The organism is Pseudomonas sp. P179 (assembly GCF_000478485.2).
Classification (GTDB): Bacteria; Pseudomonadota; Gammaproteobacteria; order Pseudomonadales; family Pseudomonadaceae; genus Pseudomonas; species Pseudomonas aeruginosa.
Genome location: NZ_KI517354.1, coordinates 409780 through 426790 on the forward strand (window position 1 = coordinate 409780; position 17011 = coordinate 426790).

General features: G+C 68.0%; 11 protein-coding genes. 3 read left to right on the top strand and 8 right to left on the bottom strand.

What is annotated here, in order from left to right; genetic code table 11:
* Nucleotides 1–2: 2 nt before the first annotated feature.
* From HMPREF1224_RS14475 to muxA, 5 genes are all read right to left on the bottom strand, one after another.
* Nucleotides 3–236 (bottom strand): hypothetical protein, encoded by a 234-nt coding sequence (locus HMPREF1224_RS14475; protein ID WP_016561952.1) that lies wholly within the window; start codon nucleotides 234–236, stop codon nucleotides 3–5.
* Nucleotides 237–369: 133 nt separating this feature from the next.
* Nucleotides 370–1869 carry a multidrug efflux RND transporter outer membrane subunit OpmB gene (gene opmB, locus HMPREF1224_RS14480; protein ID WP_003120075.1) on the bottom strand — a complete coding sequence of 500 codons (1500 nt, stop codon included), beginning with the start codon at nucleotides 1867–1869 and terminating at the stop codon, nucleotides 370–372.
* Entirely contained in the window at nucleotides 1866–4976 is a 3111-nt protein-coding gene (muxC, locus tag HMPREF1224_RS14485; RefSeq protein WP_010793063.1) for a multidrug efflux RND transporter permease subunit MuxC, read from the bottom strand. The genes opmB and muxC overlap by 4 nt, the downstream gene beginning before the upstream one ends.
* A complete protein-coding gene (gene muxB / locus HMPREF1224_RS14490) occupies nucleotides 4973–8104 on the bottom strand; it encodes a multidrug efflux RND transporter permease subunit MuxB (protein WP_003089920.1) in 3132 nt (1043 codons plus the stop codon). The genes muxC and muxB overlap by 4 nt, the downstream gene beginning before the upstream one ends.
* Nucleotides 8101–9381: a multidrug efflux RND transporter periplasmic adaptor subunit MuxA gene (gene muxA / locus HMPREF1224_RS14495; RefSeq protein WP_003111498.1), complete on the bottom strand. Its 1281-nt coding sequence runs from the start codon at nucleotides 9379–9381 to the stop codon at nucleotides 8101–8103. Before muxA ends, muxB begins: the two co-directional genes overlap by 4 nt.
* A gap of 256 nt (nucleotides 9382–9637) precedes the next feature.
* Here muxA and HMPREF1224_RS14500 point away from each other — a divergent pair, with 256 nt between their 5' ends.
* The 3 genes from HMPREF1224_RS14500 (at nucleotide 9638) to HMPREF1224_RS14510 (ending at nucleotide 13717) form a co-directional block, all read left to right on the top strand.
* On the top strand, nucleotides 9638–11071 hold the full coding sequence (locus tag HMPREF1224_RS14500; RefSeq protein WP_003113321.1) for a TldD/PmbA family protein: 1434 nt from the start codon (nucleotides 9638–9640) through the stop codon (nucleotides 11069–11071).
* The gene (locus HMPREF1224_RS14505) at nucleotides 11071–12396 is read left to right on the top strand and encodes a TldD/PmbA family protein (RefSeq protein WP_003113322.1); all 1326 of its coding nucleotides are present in this window, start codon (nucleotides 11071–11073) and stop codon (nucleotides 12394–12396) included. The genes HMPREF1224_RS14500 and HMPREF1224_RS14505 overlap by 1 nt, the downstream gene beginning before the upstream one ends.
* Before the next feature lie 196 nt (nucleotides 12397–12592).
* Nucleotides 12593–13717, top strand: a complete 1125-nt coding sequence (locus HMPREF1224_RS14510) for a pyoverdine biosynthesis transaminase PtaA (protein WP_010793064.1) — start codon at nucleotides 12593–12595, stop codon at nucleotides 13715–13717.
* Nucleotides 13718–13866: 149 nt separating this feature from the next.
* Here HMPREF1224_RS14510 and tpx read toward each other — a convergent pair whose 3' ends face one another.
* From tpx to HMPREF1224_RS14525, 3 genes are all read right to left on the bottom strand, one after another.
* Nucleotides 13867–14364, bottom strand: a complete 498-nt coding sequence (gene tpx, locus HMPREF1224_RS14515; RefSeq protein ID WP_010793065.1) for a thiol peroxidase — start codon at nucleotides 14362–14364, stop codon at nucleotides 13867–13869.
* Nucleotides 14365–14498: 134 nt separating this feature from the next.
* On the bottom strand, nucleotides 14499–15848 hold the full coding sequence (locus HMPREF1224_RS14520) for an alanine/glycine:cation symporter family protein (protein WP_010793066.1): 1350 nt from the start codon (nucleotides 15846–15848) through the stop codon (nucleotides 14499–14501).
* A 155-nt stretch (nucleotides 15849–16003) separates the two neighbouring features.
* Complete coding sequence (locus tag HMPREF1224_RS14525) at nucleotides 16004–16915, bottom strand: LysR family transcriptional regulator (RefSeq protein ID WP_003120066.1); 912 nt, start codon at nucleotides 16913–16915, stop codon at nucleotides 16004–16006.
* Nucleotides 16916–17011: the final 96 nt, after the last annotated feature.

Here is a 17011-nt window from a genome sequence, read left to right on the forward strand (position 1 = left end):
TTTCAGCAACCGGCGCGGCGCCGCCACAGCCGGTACTCGCCGCAGAAACCGGCGAGGAACAGCGCCAGGCCGAGCGCCAGCAGGGTCCAGGGCGTCCGCAGCGGGGCGCGCTGGAGCGGCGGATCGCCGTGCAGCAGGACGAAGCATTGCAGCAGCGCCCAGAACATCGCGGCGACGCCGCCAAGCATGGCCAGGCGGCACAACCAGCCGAGCCAGTAGCCTCGGCGCGAGGGCATTTCCGGAAACTTCCCCGACACGTATTCACCTCCACATCCGCCGCCGTACTCTAGCCGAGACGCGGACGGCGGTGTGTCATGCAAGCGCAATAGCGGGGAAAGGCATTCGTCAGGAACAGGCAGCGAGAAGAACTCAGGGCGAAGGCGGCAGGCCCTCTTCGACCCGGCCGAGCCGCTCGTCGGTCCGCTCGATGTCGGCGCTGTCCCAGCCGCCGCCCATTGCCGCGATCAACTGGACGCTGGCGGTCAGGCGGCTGCCGAGCAGGGTCAGCACGGTGCGTTCGTTGCTCAGCGCGGTGGCCTGGTTGGTGACCACGTCGGTGTAGTCGACGGTGCCGGCCTTGTACTGGTTCTCGGCCAGGCGCAGTGCCTCGCGGGCCGACTCCAGGGCTTCGCGCTGCACCCCGCTCTCCTCGTCGAGGACGCTCAATTGCACCAGGTAGTCCTCCACCTCGCGGAAACCGTCGAGCACGGTCTGCCGGTAGGTCGCCACGGTCTGGTCGTAGGTCGCCTCGGCCTGGTCCACCTGGGAGCCGATCAGGCCGCCGTCGAACAGGGTCATGGCGAACTGCGGGCCGATCGACCAGAAGCGGTTCGGCGTGCTGATCCAGTTGCTCAGGCTGCCGCTGCGGTAGCCGCCGGCGGCGCTCAGGGTGAGGTCGGGGAAATAGGCGGCCTTGGCCACGCCGATCTGGGCGTTGGCGGAAATCACCTTGCGTTCCGCCGAGGCGATGTCCGGCCGTCGTTCGAGCAATTGCGACGGCACCACTGCCGGCAGGTCCGGCAGCTTCGGCACGCTCGCCACCGGCGGCAGGTTGAATTGCGCCGGCGGCAGGCCGACCAGCACGGCGATGGCGTGCTCCAGCTGGGCACGCTGGTACTTCAGGTCGATGGCCTGGGCCTGGGTGCTTTTCAGCTGGGTGCGGGCCTGGGCCACGTCGGCCCTGGTGACGATGCCGGCGCGGTATTTGTTCTCGGCCACCTTCAGCGAACGCTCGTAGGCCGTCACCGTGTCGTTGAGCAGGCGGATCTGTTCGTCCATCACCCGCAGTTGCAGGTAGTTCTGCGCCAGTTGCGACTGCTGGCTGAGGCGCACCGCGGCGAGGTCGGCGGCGCTGGCATGCAGGCTCGCCTGGTTGGCCTCCAGTTGCCGGCGCAGCTTGCCCCAGAGGTCGACCTCCCAGCTGACACCGAGGCTGGTCGAGTAACTGTTGCTGATCGCACCGGAACCACCGCCGCTGCTCACAGTGGAGCCGTCGGGCAGGCGCACGGTGCTGTCGCCGCCGCCCTGGCCGCTGCGGGTCTTGCCCACGTTGCCGGTGATCGACGGGAAGAACGCCGCCCGCGCGCCGCGCACCAGCGCCTCGGCCTGGCGGAACTGCGCCACCGACTGGGCCAGGGTCTGGTTGGAACGTTCCAGGTGCATCTGCAGGTCGTTCAGGGTCTGGTCGCCGTACAGCTCCCACCAGGCGCCGCGCTGGAACACGTCGCGCGGCTCGGCGCGGCGCCAGCCTTCGGCTTCCTTGAATTCGGCGGGCACCGCCAGGTCCGGTCGCTGGTAGTCGGGGCCGATGGCGCAGCCGCCGAGGGCGGCGACCAGGGCCAGGGCGAGCAACGAGGGGGTGTGTTTCATAGGGGTGTCTCCAGCGCACCGTCCGTGCGTACGCCGCGTTTCTGGTTGACCCAGTGGCGCAGGCGGTCGAGATAGAGGTAGACCACCGGGGTGGTGTACAGGGTCAGCAACTGGCTGCCGATCAGCCCGCCGACGATGGTGATGCCCAGCGGCCGGCGCAGCGCGGCGTCGCCGCCGATGCCGAAGATCAGCGGCAAGGCGCCGAGCAAGGCGGCCAGGGTGGTCATCATGATCGGCCGGAAGCGCATCATGCAGGCCTCGAGGATCGCCTCGCGCGGGCTCAGGCCGTGGTTGCGCTCGGCCTCCAGGGCGAAGTCGATCATCATGATCGCGTTCTTCTTGACGATGCCGATCAGCAGGATGATGCCGATCAGCGCGATCAGGCTCAGCTCGCTGCGGCAGAGGATCAGCGCGAGCAGCGCGCCGACCCCGGCCGAAGGCAGGGTCGAGAGGATGGTCAGCGGGTGCACATAGCTCTCGTAGAGGATGCCGAGGACGATGTACACCGCCAGCAGCGCCAGGAGGATCAGCCAGGGCATCTGGTTCTGCGTGTCCTGCACCGCGCCGGCGTTGCCCTCGAAGCTGGTCTGCACGTCCACCGGGATGTGCAGCGGCTCCAGGGCCTGCATGATGGCCTCGCGGGTCGGGCCGATCTGCGCACCCGGTGCCAGGTTGAAGGACAGCGTGGTGGCGGCGAACTGGCCCTGGTGGTTGACCTCCAGCGGTGCCCGGCTCGGTTCGTAGTGGCTGAACGCGGACAGCGGCACGCGCTGGCCGTCGTTGCCGATCACCTGGACCTGGCGGAGGATCTCCGGGCTCTGCTGGTACTGCTGGTCGACCTCCATCACCACCCGGTACTGGTTCAGCGGGTTGAAGATGGTCGACACCTGGCGCTGGCCGAAAGAGTCGTTGAGCACCGCGTCGACCATTTCCACGTTGATCCCCAGGGTCGCCGCGCGGTCGCGGTCGATCACCAGGCGGGTCTGCACGCCCTTGTCCTGGGAGTCGCTGTTGACGTCCACCAGCTGCGGCAGCTTGCGCATCGCCGCCTCGACCTTCGGCGCCCATTCGCGGAGCAGGGTCAGGTCGTCGCTGCGCAGGGTGAATTCGTACTGCGCGTTGCTGTCGCGGCCGCCCAGGCGCACGTCCTGGCCGGCGTTGAGATAGAGCGCCGCGCCGGGCACCTTGGCGATCCGCTCGCGCAGCCGGGTGAGGACCTTCTCCACCGGGTCGCGCTCGCCGATCGGCTTGAGAGTGACGAAGAACGAACCGGTGTTGCTCGACTGCCAACGGCCGCCACCGATGAAGCCGACCACGTTTTCCACCGCCGGATCGGAAGAGAGGATCTTGCGGTACTCGCCCATCTTCGCGCTCAGGGACTGGAACGAGATGCTCTGGTCGGCCACCGCGTAGCCGCGCAGGCGCCCGGAGTCCTGCTGCGGGAGGAAGCCCTTGGGCACCACCACGAACAACCAGAGGTTCATGGCGATGCAGGCCAGCATGATCGCCACCATCAGCCGCGAGTGCTCCAGCGCCCAGCCCAGGCTGGCGCGGTAGCGCAGCATGAAGGCGGCGAAGAAGCGATCGCTGCGCCGCGCCAGGGAAGCGCCTTCGGGCCGTTTCAGCGGACGCAGCAGACGCGCGCAGAGCATCGGCGTGAGGGTCAGGGATACCACCAGGGACACCAGGATCGCCGCCGAGAGAGTCACCGCGAACTCGCGGAACAGCCGTCCGGTGAGGCCGCCCATGAGCAGCAGCGGGATGAACACCGCGACCAGCGAGAGCGTCATCGACAGCACGGTGAAACCGACCTGGCGGGCGCCGGTGATCGCCGCCTGGATCGGCGGATCGCCCTCCTCGATGCGTCGGGCGATGTTCTCCACCACCACGATGGCGTCGTCCACCACGAAGCCGGTGGCGATGATCAGCGCCATCAGCGACAGGTTGTTCAGGCTGAAGTCGCACAGGTACATGGCCGCGAAGGTGCCGATCAGCGAGACCGGCACCGCCAGGCTGGGGATCAGCGTGGCGCGGCCGTTGCGCAGGAACAGGAAGACCACCAGGATCACCAGCGCCACCGAGATCAGCAGGGTCAGCTCGGCCTCTTCCAGCGACGCACGGATCGACGGGCTGCGATCGTCCATCACGTTCAGCTTGACCTGCGGCCCGAGCAGTTCCTGCAACACCGGCAGTTGCGCGTGGATGGCGTCGGTGGCCTCGATGATGTTGGCGCCGGGCTGGCGGGTGACGATCAGCAGCACCGCCGGCAGGTCGTCGGAAAAGCCGGCGTTGCGCACGTCCTCCACCGAGTCGCTGACCTTGGCCACGTCGCCGAGGCGCACCGCGGCGCCGTTGTCGGCGTTGTAGTGGATCACCAGCGGCTCGTACTCGCGGGCCTTGCGCAACTGGTCGTTGGCGTCCACCTGCCAGTGCTTGTCGTCCTTCTCGACGGCGCCCTTGGGGCCGTTGCTGTTGGCCGCGGCGATGGCCGTGCGCACGCTGTCCAGGGACAGCCCGTACTGGCTCATGGCATCCGGGTTGAGGTCGACCCGCACCGCCGGCAGCGAGCTGCCGCCGATGCTCACCTGCCCTACCCCCTGCACCTGCGACAGCTTCGGCGCCAGCACGGTCGAGGCGAGGTCGTACATCTCGCCGCGACTCTGGGTCTCCGAGGTCAGGGTGAGGACCATGATCGGCATGTCCGAGGGGTTGGCCTTGCGGTAGCTGGGATTGTTCGGCATACCGCTGGGCAGCAGGCTCATCGCGCCGTTGATCGCCGCCTGCACCTCGCGGGCGGCGCCGTCGATGTCCTTCTCCAGGTCGAACACGAGCACCACGGTGGTCGAGCCCAGCGAACTGCTGGAGGTCATCTCGCTGATCCCGGCGATCCGTCCCAGCGAGCGCTCCAGCGGCGTGGCCACCGACGAGGCCATGGTTTCCGGGCTGGCGCCCGGCAGGCTGGCGCTGACCACGATGGCCGGAAAATCGACGTTGGGCAGCGGCGCCACCGGCAGCAGGCCGAACGACAGGGTGCCGGCCAGCAGCAACGCCAGGGTCAGCAGCGTGGTGGCGACCGGGCGGCGGATGAAGGGCGTGGACAGACTCATCGCCCGGCGTCCCCGTCGAACCCGGCCTCGGTGTTCAGGTCCAGCCCGCGCTGCTTGCGCCAGGCCGCCCAGCGACGGGCCAGGCGGTCGAAGTAGAGATAGATCACCGGGGTGGTGAACAGGGTCAGGACCTGGCTCAGCAGCAGGCCACCGACCATGGTGATGCCCAGCGGCTGGCGCAGCTCGGCGCCGGCGCCGCCGGCGAGCATCAGCGGCAGCGCGCCGAGCAGCGCGGCCATGGTGGTCATCAGGATCGGCCGGAAGCGCAGCAGGCAGGCCTGGTAGATCGCCTCATGGGGCGGCTTGCCTTCGTTGCGCTCGGCGTCGAGGGCGAAGTCGATCATCATGATCGCGTTCTTCTTGACGATGCCGATCAGCAGGATGATGCCGATGATCGCCACGATGCCGATCTCCTGCCCCGCCAGCATCAGCGCCAGCAGCGCGCCGACCCCGGCCGAGGGCAGGGTCGAGAGGATGGTCACCGGATGGATGAAGCTCTCGTAGAGGATGCCCAGGACGATGTACATGGTCACCACCGAGGCGAGGATCAGCAGCAGCGTGTTCGACAGCGAGGCCTCGAAGGCCAGCGCCGCGCCGCGGAAGCTGCCCTGCATGCTCAGCGGCAGCTCCAGGCTGGCCTCGACGCCACGGATCGCCTCGACCGCCTCGCCCAGGGAGTAACCCTTGGCCAGGTTGAACGACAGGGTCGCCGAGGGGAACTGGGCGATATGGTTGATCGCCAGCAGGGTATGCCGCTCCTCCACCTTCGCCAGGCTCGACAGGCGCACCTGGGTGCCGTCGCTGGACGGCACGTAGAGCTGCTCCAGGGCCTGCGGGCCGAGCTGGAACTGCGGCGCCACCTCCAGCACCACGCGGTACTGGGTGGCCTGGGTGAAGATGGTCGAGATCAGCCGCTGGCCGAAGGCGTTGTAGAGCACGCTGTCGATGTCGGAGAGCTTCACGCCGAGGCGCGAGGCGGTGTCGCGGTCGATGTTCAGGTAGGCCTGCAAGCCCTTGTCCTGCCAGTCGCTGGCGACGTCGGCGAGCTGCGGCAACTCCTGCAGCCGCGCCACCAGCTTCGGCACCCACTCGGCGAGCACGTCCGGGTCGGCGTCCTGCAAGGTGAACTGGTACTGGGTGCGGGCGACCCGGTCCTCGATGGTCAGGTCCTGCACCGGCTGCATGTACAGCTTGATCCCGGGCAGGTGGTCGAGTTCGGGCTGCAGGCGCTGGATCACTTCGCTGGCGGTGACGTCGCGCTCGCTGTGCGGCTTGAGGTTGATCAGCAGGCGGCCGGTGTTGAGGGTCGGGTTGCTGCCGTCGACGCCGATGTAGGAGGACAGGCTGGCCACCGCCGGGTCCTTCAGCACCACCTCGGCAAGGGCGCGCTGGCGCTCGGACATGGCCTGGAAGGAGATCGACTGCGGCGCTTCGGCGACGCCCTGGATCACCCCGGTGTCCTGCACCGGGAAGAAGCCCTTGGGCATGGCCAGGTAGAGCAGCGCGGTCAGCGCCAGGGTGGCGATGGCCACCAGCAGGGTCAGCGGCTGGTGCCGCAGGACCACCCGCAGGGCCTTGGCGTATTGTGCGATCAGGCCATCGATGACCCGCCCCGCGGCGCGCGCGAAGCGGCCCTGCTGGTCCTCGTCGATGTGGCGCAGCAGCTTGGCGCTGAGCATCGGCGTAAGGGTCAGGGAGACGAAGCCGGAAATCAGGATCGCCACCGCCAGGGTGATGGCGAACTCGCGGAACAGCCGCCCGGCGACGTCGCCCATGAACAGCAGCGGGATCAGCACGGCGATCAGCGAGAAGGTCAGCGAGATGATGGTGAAGCCGATCTGCTTCGAGCCCTTGAGCGCCGCTTCCAGCGGCGAGTCGCCCTGCTCCAGGTAGCGGGCGATGTTCTCCACCATGACGATCGCGTCGTCGACCACGAAGCCGGTGGCGATGGTCAGCGCCATCAGGGTCAGGTTGTTGATCGAGAAGCCGGACAGGTACATCACGCCGAAGGTACCGATCAGCGACAGCGGCACGGCGAAGCTGGGAATCAGGGTGGCGTAGACGTTGCGCAGGAACAGGAAGGTGACCATCACCACCAGCGCCACCGCCAGCGCCAGCTCGAACTGCACGTCCTTGACCGAGGCGCGGATGGTGGTGGTGCGGTCGGTCAGCACCTGCACGTCGAGATTGCCCGGCAGGGTCGATTGCAGCTGCGGCAGCAGCGCCTTGATCCGGTCGACCACCTCGATCACGTTGGCCCCCGGCTGGCGCTGGATGTTCAGCACCACCGCCGGCAGGTTGTTGGCCCAGGCGGCCAGGCGCACGTTCTCGGCGTCGTCCTCGACGCTGGCGACGTCGCGGATGCGCAGCGGCGAGCCGTTCTTGTAGGCGATGATCAGGTCGCGGTAGGCGTCGGCCGAGCGCAACTGGTCGTTGGCGTCCAGGGTCGAGGCACGGGTCGGGCCGTCGAAGCTGCCCTTGGGGCCGTTGAGGTTGTTGCTGGTCACCGTGCTGCGCAGGTCCTCCAGGCTCAGCCCCGCCGCCGCCAGCGCCGTCGGGTTGGCGCGCACCCGCACCGCCGGGCGCTGGCCGCCGCTGATGCTGACCAGGCCGACCCCGGAGATCTGCGAGATCTTCTGTGCCAGGCGGGTATCCACCAGGTCCTGGATCTGCGGCAGCGGCATGCCGTCGGACATCACCGCCAGGGTCAGGATCGGTGCGTCCGCCGGATTCACCTTGCTGAACACCGGCTGGTTCGGCAGGTCGTTGGGCAGCAGGCTCTGCGCGGCGTTGATCGCCGCCTGGACTTCCTGCTCGGCGACATCGAGGTTGCTCTGCAGGCTGAATTGCAGGGTGATCACCGAGGCGCCGCCGGAACTGCTGGAAGACATCTCGTTGAGCCCCGGAATCTGCCCGAGCTGGTTCTCCAGCGGCGCGGTGATCGACGAGGTCATGATCTCCGGGCTGGCGCCGGGGTACAGGGTGACCACCTGGATGGTCGGGTAGTCCACTTCCGGCAACGCCGAGATCGGCAGGAAGCGGTAGGCGATCAGGCCCGAGAGCAGGATCGCCACCATCAGCAGGGTGGTCGCGACCGGCCGCAGGATGAACGGGCGGGACGGGTTCATTCAGCGCTCCCGCTACCCACCGAGTCGCCCTGGAGGCCGCTGGGGCGGCCAGTCTGCGGTTTCTGCGGCTCGCCCTCGAGGACCTGCGGGGAGGCCTCGGCGACACGCACTTCCATACCGTCGCGCAGGCGGTCGGTGCCTTCCACCACCACCTGCTCGCCGGCCTTCAGGCCGCTTTCCACCACCACCCGCTCGTTCTCGCTGGTGCCGATGGCGACGCTGCGCTGGCTGACCTTGTTGTCGGCGCCGACCACGTACACATAGATACCGTTGGTGCCGCGCTGCACGGCGTTGGCCGGAATGGTCAGCACGCCCTTGAGGGTCTGCGCCAGCAGGCGCACGTTGACGAACTGGTTGGGGAACAGCTTGCCGTCGGCGTTCTCGAAGCGCGCCTTGAGCTTGACCGTGCCGGTGGTGGTGTCGATCTGGTTGTCCAGGGTGGTCAGGGTGCCTTCGGCGAGAACCTTGTCCTGGTTGCGGTCCAGCGCGGTGACCGCCAGCTTGCCGGGGCCGTTCATCTGCTCGACGACGGTGCCGATCTGCTGCTGCGGCAGGCTGAACACCACCGAGATCGGCTTGACCTGGGTGATCACCACCAGCGGCGTGGTATCGCCGCTGGTGACCAGGTTGCCGATGTCCACCTGGCGCAGGCCGAGGCGCCCGGAAATCGGTGCGCGGACCTCGGTGAAGGTCAGATTGAGGCGGGCGTCGTCGACCTGACCCTGGTTGGTACGGATGGTGCCCTGCAACTGGCGGACCTGGGCTTCCTGGGTATCCAGGGTCTGCTTGGCGATCGAGTCCTCGGCGTACAGCCCCTTGTAGCGCTGCAGGTCGATCTCGGCGTTCTTCAGTTGCGCCTGGTTCTGCATCAGCGTGCCCTCGGCCTGGGCCAGCGCCGCCTTGTAGGTGCGCGGGTCGACCACCGCCAGCAGGTCGCCGGCCTTGACCTCCTGCCCCTCCTGGAACAGCACCTTGACCAGCTCGCCGTTGACCCGCGGCTTGACGTTCACCGTGTTGAAGGCGGTGACGGTGCCAAGCGCGTTGAAATGCAGCGCCAGGTCGCCCTGCTCCACCCTGGCCACGCCGACGGTGAGCGCGTTGGCCTTGGGCAGCGCGGCGCCCGGCTTGCCGCCGCGACCGGGTCGCCCGTCGGAGGACGGTGCCGAGGCGGGCGCCGCCAGCCACATCACCAGGCCGATCACGGCGGCGAAGGCCAGGGCCGTGATCAGCCACGGGCGCAGGGTACGGAACTTGGATTTACCGGTCGTTGGAGTCATGGTTCTTCTTCAGGCTTAGAACGGAGGCGCTTTTTCCAGGCTGCACGATAAGCATTGCAGGGGCCCAGGCAAAGCCTCTTTACCCGCTATTTACCCTTGCTTTACCGATAGTTAGGCATTCCGCCCGCATGCTTCGGCGAGCCACCCGCAGCCTGGCACCAGGCTATGACAACAAACGGCTTGCTCCGTTACGGGCGAAGGCTTGAAATAGAGCGTTCTGCATTCGCCCACTCCGCAATCGGCCAGGGACGCACAGATGATCGACCCGTTGAAACACCGCTTCGCGGCGCTCCGCAGTCGCGCCGAATTCCACTCCTTGCGCTACGTCCAGCGTAGCGGCGAGTACCTCTCGGTGCGCCGCAACGTCAGCGAACCGCCGCACTTCAGCCAGGACCGCGGCGCCATGCTCTGCGTACGGCTGAACGGCGTGGAAGCCTACGCCGCCACCAACGATCTCTCCGCGGCCGGCCTGCAGGCCGCCCTGGAGCAGGCCGAACGGCAAGCCGAGCGGATCGCCCGGCACGCCCTGTTCGACGTCCGCGGATTGCCGCCGGCAAGCGGCCGCTCGCAGTATCGCTCGCCGAACCAGGACGCCCCTTTCCCCTCCCTCGCCGAGTGCTACGAACTGCTCGCCGAGGAGTCCGCCAAGGTGCCGCGCGACGAGCGCCTGGTGAACTGGAGCGTATTCCTCGAAGTCAGCCGCCAGGAACAGCTCTACCTGAACAGCGCCGGCGCCGAGCAATACCACGAGCAGCGCTTCGTCTATCCCGGCGCCAGCGTCACCGCCTACGACGGCCATGACAGCCAGACCCGCAGTTTCGGCGGCCACCATGCCGGCCAGCAGGGCGGCGCCGAAGTGATCGAGCGCCTCGGCCTGGTCGGCGCCGCGCCGCGCATCGCCGACCAGGCCCTGCAACTGCTGGCGGCGCCGAACACCCCGAGCGGCCGCTGCGACCTGCTGCTGATGCCGGACCAGATGATCCTGCAGATCCACGAGTCGATCGGCCACCCGCTGGAGCTGGATCGCATCCTCGGCGACGAGCGCAACTACGCCGGTACCAGCTTCATCAAGACCGAGGACTTCGGTCGCTACCAGTACGGCTCCAGCCTGCTCAACGTCAGCTTCGACCCGGAAATCCCCGAGGAGCTGGCCAGCTACCGCCAGGACGACGACGGCAGCCCCGCGCGCAAGGAATACCTGATCCGCGAAGGCCGCCTGCTGCGTCCGCTCGGCGGCGCCCTGTCGCAACACCGCAGCGGCCTGGAGGGCGTCGCCAACAGCCGCGCCAGCAGTTGGAACCGCGCGCCCATCGACCGCATGGCCAATCTCAACCTGGAGCCCGGCGACAAGAGCTTCGCGCAGCTGGTGGCCGGTATCGAGCGCGGGGTGCTGATGTCCTACAACCGCTCCTGGTCGATCGACGACGCACGCAACAAGTTCCAGTTCGGCTGCGAATGGGGCCAGTTGATCGAGGACGGCGAACTCAAGGGCGTGGTGAAGAACCCCAACTACCGGGGCATCTCCGCGCAGTTCTGGCGCAACCTCAGCGCGGTGGGCGACGCCGGCACCTTCGAGGTGCTCGGCACGCCCTACTGCGGCAAGGGCGAGCCGAACCAGGTGATCCGTGTCGGCCACGCCTCGCCGGCCTGCGTATTCAGCGATGTGGACGTATTCGGGGGAGATACCTGATGCACCAGAGACAGCATTTCGAAGCCCTCGCCGAGGACCTGCGCCGGCATCTGGCCGAGGGCGAGGACTTCACCCTCTGGTACAGCGCCGAGGACTCCGAGTTCATCCGCTTCAACCGGGCGCGGGTCCGCCAGGCCGGCCGGGTGCGCCAGGCCAGCGCGCTGCTCCGGCTGATTCGCGACGAACGCCAGGCGAGCCTCGACCTGACGCTCTCCGGCGCGCCGGAAGAAGACCGCCAGCGTCTGGCCGAAGGCCTTCGGCAACTGCGCCAGAGCCTGGCCTGGATTCCCGCCGATCCCTATCTGCTGCTCGACACCTCGGCCTGGCAGCGAGAGAACCAGGACCTCGGCGCAGCGCCCGACAGCGGCGCGCTGCTGGCCAGCCTCGAACGCCGGGCGCGCGACCTCGACCTGGTCGGCATCTATGCCGCCGGACCGCTGTTCCGTGGCTTCGCCAACTCCTGGGGCGCCTTCGGCTGGCATGCCGGCAGCAGCTTCAACTTCGACTGGAGCCTGTTCCATGGCAACGGCCAGGCGGTGAAGGCCGACTACGCCGGCCAGCGCTGGGACGACGAAGCCTTCGCCCGGCGCTTCGAACAGGCCCGGGAGCAGCTCGGCCACCTGGGCAAGCCGCTGCGCCAGTTGCGCCCCGGCGACTATCGCGCCTACCTGGCGCCGGCGGCGCTCGAGGAAGTCATGCAGATGCTCTGCTGGGGCGGTTTCTCCGCGCGCGCCCTGGCTACCGGCGAAAGCCCCCTGCAACGCCTGCAGAACGGCGACGCCCTGCTCAGCCCGCTGCTGAACCTCGCCGAGCGCCCTGCCACCTCGCCCTCCCCGGCATTCAGCGCGGAAGGCTCGCCGCGCGCCGAGGTCGAACTGGTCGGCAACGGCCGCCTGAGCGGACGCCTGGTGAGTTCGCGCAGCGCCCGCGAATACGGCCTGGTAGCCAATGGCGCCGGCGCCAACGAGGCGCCCACGGCGCTGGACATGGCCGGCGGCAGCCTGGAACAGGCGCGTATCCTCGAGGCCCTGGATACCGGCCTGTACATCGGCAACCTGTGGTACCTGAACTACTCGGACATGCCCGCCGCACGCCTGACCGGAATGACCCGCTTCGCCACCTTCTGGGTGGAGAACGGCCAGATCCGGGCGCCGGTCAGCACCATGCGCTTCGACGACAGCCTGTACAGCTTCCTCGGCGCCCATCTGGAAGACCTCAGCCACGAGCGCGAACTGCGCCTGTCCAGCAATACCTACGGCGAACGCCAGACCGACTCGATGCACCTGCCGGGCGCGCTGACCGGGCGCTTCACCCTCACGCTCTGAATCCACACGGCGCTCCCCGGCGGTTCGCCGCCCGGGAGCGCCGCGTGCGCAATCCGAAGAACGACCGCCGATATTCCGGCGCCATTATCACGCCACCATAAACGGACCGACTCCCTCCTCGTTATCCACTCTGGTGACACACGCCCGAGAGGAACCCACCGCACGCATATCCCATTCGGTACACGGAGGTGAAGCTATGCCCGCTTTGAGTCGTCGTTCGTTCGTGACCCTGACCGCCCTGGCCTCCAGCAGCATCCTGCTGAGCCCGCGAGCCTTCGCCGGGAGCGGCGCGACAAGCGCCGCCGGCAAGCCGCAAGAGACCTTCCTGGATTTCAACGAAAGCCCCTACGGCCCCTCCGCCAAGGCCAGGGCCGCCATGCAGCGGGCGGCCGCGCTCTGCGGTCGCTACGACTACGACGCGCAGGACGCCCTGGTCGGCCTGTTCGCCAAGCAGAACGGCATCCCCGCCGAATGCGTGCACGCCTACTGCGGCTCGCGCCAGCCGCTGCAATACGCCGTCGCGGCGTTCACCGGCAAGGAGCGCGGCCTGGTCATCGCCGATCCCTCCTACGACTCCGTGGTTGGCGCCGCCCAGGCCCAGGGGGCGAAGGTCGCTGCCGTGCCGCTGGACGCCGAGGCGGCCCACGACATCGAGCGCATGCTCGCCGCCGCGCAACGCGACGCCGGGCTGATCTATATCTGCAACCCGAACAACCCGACCGGCACCCTCACCCCGCACCAGCGGATCGTCAGGGCGATCGAACGCAAGCCCGAGCGCAGCGTGGTGCTGGTCGACGAGGCGTATATCCATTTTTCCGACGCACCCAGCGTCGTTGGCCTGGCCGTCCAGCGCCAGGATGTGCTGGTCCTGCGTACCTTCTCGAAACTCTACGGGATGGCCGGCGCCCGGCTCGGCCTGGCCATCGGGCATCCGCAGCTGCTGGCGCGGCTGGAGCGCTTCGGCGGCCACAACGTGGTGCCCTCGCCAACCGCCCACGCCGGGCTGGAAAGCCTGCGTGACGACGACCTGGTGCCACGGCGCAAGCAGCAGAACGCAGAGGTCCGCGAGCGCACCATCGCCTGGCTGCGCCAGCAGGGCTTCCGCTGCACCGCCTCACAGTCCAACTGTTTCATGGTGGATATGCGCCGTCCCGCCGAGCTGGTCATCGCCGAACTGGAGAAACAGCGGGTGCACGTCGGCCGCCCGTGGGCCTCCTGGCCCAACTGGGTCCGCGTGACGGTAGGCAGCGAGGAAGAGATGCAGGCGTTCCGGAGCGCCTTCGCCAGCGTCAGCCGGCGCCACCAGGTCGCCATGCGCTAGCGCTGCGTCTCTGCGACGCAGGGCGGATGACCGCGCTGCGATTATCCGCCCTGCTCATGGCCCGAGGCGAGCAGCCAAGGGATTCGGGTTCGCCCGTTACCAGCCAGCCTGGCTGACGGTCATGGGACGAAGCGGGTTGGCCGTGGGGCTCAGAGAGCCGCCAGGGCCGCCGCGTAGTTCGGCTCGTCGGCGATTTCGCCGACCAGTTCGCTGTGCAGCACCTTGTTCTGCTCGTCGAGCACCACCACGGCGCGCGCGGCCAGGCCGGCCAGCGGGCCGCTGGCGATGGCCACGCCATAGTTCTCGAGGAACTCGCGACCGCGCAGGGTCGACAGGTTGACTACGTTCTCCAGGCCTTCGGCGCCGCAGAAGCGCTTCTGCGCGAACGGCAGGTCGGCGGAGATGCACAGCACCACGGTGCTGGCCAGCTTGCCGGCCTCGACGTTGAACTTGCGCACCGAGGTGGCGCAGGTCGGGGTGTCGACGCTGGGGAAGATGTTCAGCACCTTGCGCTTGCCGGCGAAGTTTTCCAGGGTCACGTCGGCGAGGTCGCCGCCGACCAGGCTGAAGGCCGGAGCCTGGGCGCCTTTCTGCGGGAGCTGGCCATCGACGTTGACCGGGTTGCCCTTGAGAGTCACTTGAGCCATTGCGTTGATCCTTCTAGTCAGTGAGAAGCCGCCGGCCCTGTGGCCGGCGGCGGAAGCATTCGGGGCCGGCGACGATGCTAGCACGCTTTACCCGAGCGAAAACCTCGGGTTTGAGCGTCGCCGTCCCCCGAGGCTCAACTCCTGGCCTTGGCGAAATACTCCCGGGTCAGGCGGAACACCACCGGACTCAGCAGCAGCAAGGCGATCAGGTTGGGAATCGCCATCAGCGCGTTGAGGGTATCCGCCACCAGCCAGGCGAAGTCCAGCTGGGTCATGGCGCCGAACGGAATCGCCAGGGTCCAGACGATCCGGAACGGCAGGATCGCCCGGGTGCCCGCCAGGTACTCCCAGCAGCGCTCGCCGTAGTAGCTCCAGCCGAGGATGGTGGTATAGGCGAACACCACCAGGGCCAGCGACAGGATGTAGTGGCCGACGCCCGGCATCGCCGCCTCGAACGCCGCCGAGGACAGCGCCGCGCCGCTGGCGCCGCTGGTCCAGACGCCCGAGGTGATGATCGCCAGGCCGGTCAGGCTGCAGATGATCAGGGTATCGATGAAGGTGCCGAGCATACCGATCAGGCCCGAACGCACCGCGCTATGGGTCGTGCCGGCGGCCTGGGCGATGCCGGCGGTGCCGAGGCCGGCCTCGTTGGAGAAGATCCCGCGTGCGACACCGAAACGGATTGCCGCCATCACCGCTGCGCCGGCGAAGCCGCCGGTGGCGGCGATCGGCGTGAAGGCGTGGGTGAAGATCAGTTGGAACGCGCCGGGAATCGCCTCGGCATGGACCACCAGGACGATCACCGAGGCGACGATGTAACCGACGCACATGAAGGGCACCAGGGCTTCGGCGACCTTGCCGATACGGCGGATGCCACCAAGGATCACCAGCCCGGTGACGAGCATGGTGGCGACCCCGGTGACCCAGTCGGGCACGCCGAAGGAAACCTCCAGGGCATCGGCCATGCTGTTGACCTGGACCATGTTGCCGATACCGAAGCCGGCGAGCCCGCCGAACAGCGCGAAGGCCGCGCCGAGCCAGGCCCAGCGCTTGCCCAGACCGTTCTTGATGGCATACATCGGACCGCCGACGTGTTCGTTGCGCTCATCCTTCTCGCGGTAGTGCACCGCCAGCACCACTTCGGAGAACTTGGTGGCCATTCCCACCAGCGCGGTGCACCACATCCAGAACAGCGCGCCCGGGCCGCCAAGGAAGATCGCCGTGGCCACCCCGGCGATGTTGCCGGTACCTGCGGTGGCCGCCAGGCAGGTCATCAGCGCCTGGAACGGGCTGATCTCGCCGCTGCTCTCGTCATCCTTGCTACGCCCCTGCCAGAGCAGGCGAAAGCCGACTCCCAGGCGCACCAGGGGCATGAACTTCAACCCCAGCATCAGGTACAGGCCGGTGCCGAGAATCAGCACCAGCATCAACGGCCCCCAGACCACGCCGTTCAGGTCGACCACCCACTTCTGCAAGCTTTCCATCAGCGATCCTTATTCTTGTTCGAATGAATGCGGCCTGGCGGCAGCGGGCATCCGGAACTCGGACGAACATCCCTGCTCGACAGGCCAAGGCTGCCGATCCTAACGAGGTTCTCTCGGCGAAATCGAGAAAAATCTTCGCCCGGAAAGCCTGCGTCTCATTGCGTCTCGCCGGCCGCCTGGCGACCGAACAGTTCCACCAGCCAGTCGACGAACACCCTCACCCGCGGCGACAACTGGCGCTGCGAGGGATACACGGCATGCAGCGGCAGCGATGGCGGCAACCATTCTCCGAGCACTTGTCGGAGGCTACCGTCGGCCAGGCCGGCGGCGACGTGATAGTGCGGCGCCTGGATCAGCCCGAGCCCGGCCCGGCAGGCGGCGACGTAGGCATCGGCGTTGTTGACGCTGACCCGGCTGCGCATCGGCAACGTGCGCAGGCGCCCGTCGACGCTGAACTCGAAGTCGAAGGTACGCCCGCTGGAAGGCGACTGGTAGTTCACCGCGAGGTGCCCGCCGAGCTCGGCGAGCTGCCGCGGATGGCCATGACGCTCCAGGTAGGCGGCGCTGGCGCAGGTCACCTGCGGCAGGTCGGCCAGGTGCCGGCCGACCAGGCTGGAATCGTGCAGCTCGCCGACCCGCAGCACGCAGTCCGCACCCTCGCGCAGCAGGTCGACCAGGCGATCGTTGCTGCTCAACTGCAGCTCCAGTTCCGGGTAGCGCTCGCAGAACTCCGGCAGGAACGGAATCACCCGCATCCGCCCCAGTGCGCCCGGCAGGTCGACCCGCAAGCGCCCGCGCGGGTTGTTCAGGACGCGTGGAAAGCAGCTTTCCGCCTCCTCCAGGTCCGCCAGCAGGCGCACGCAACGCTCGTAGTAGGCCTGCCCGTCGAGGGTCAGGCTGACCTGGCGGGTGGTGCGCTGCAGCAACTGCACGCCAAGGTGCGCCTCCAGTTGCTGGATCGCCTGGGTCACGCTGGCGCGCGGCAGCTCCAGGCTGTCCGCGGCCTTGCCGAAGGCGCCCAGCTCGACGATGCGGGTGAAGGCCTGCATGGCCTGGAAACGATCCATCGGACACCCTCGATTATTTGGAAAATACGAATGGTAAAACCGTAATTATGGGCTTTATCCAGACCAATGCAGAGCGAAGAATGACGACGTTTTCCT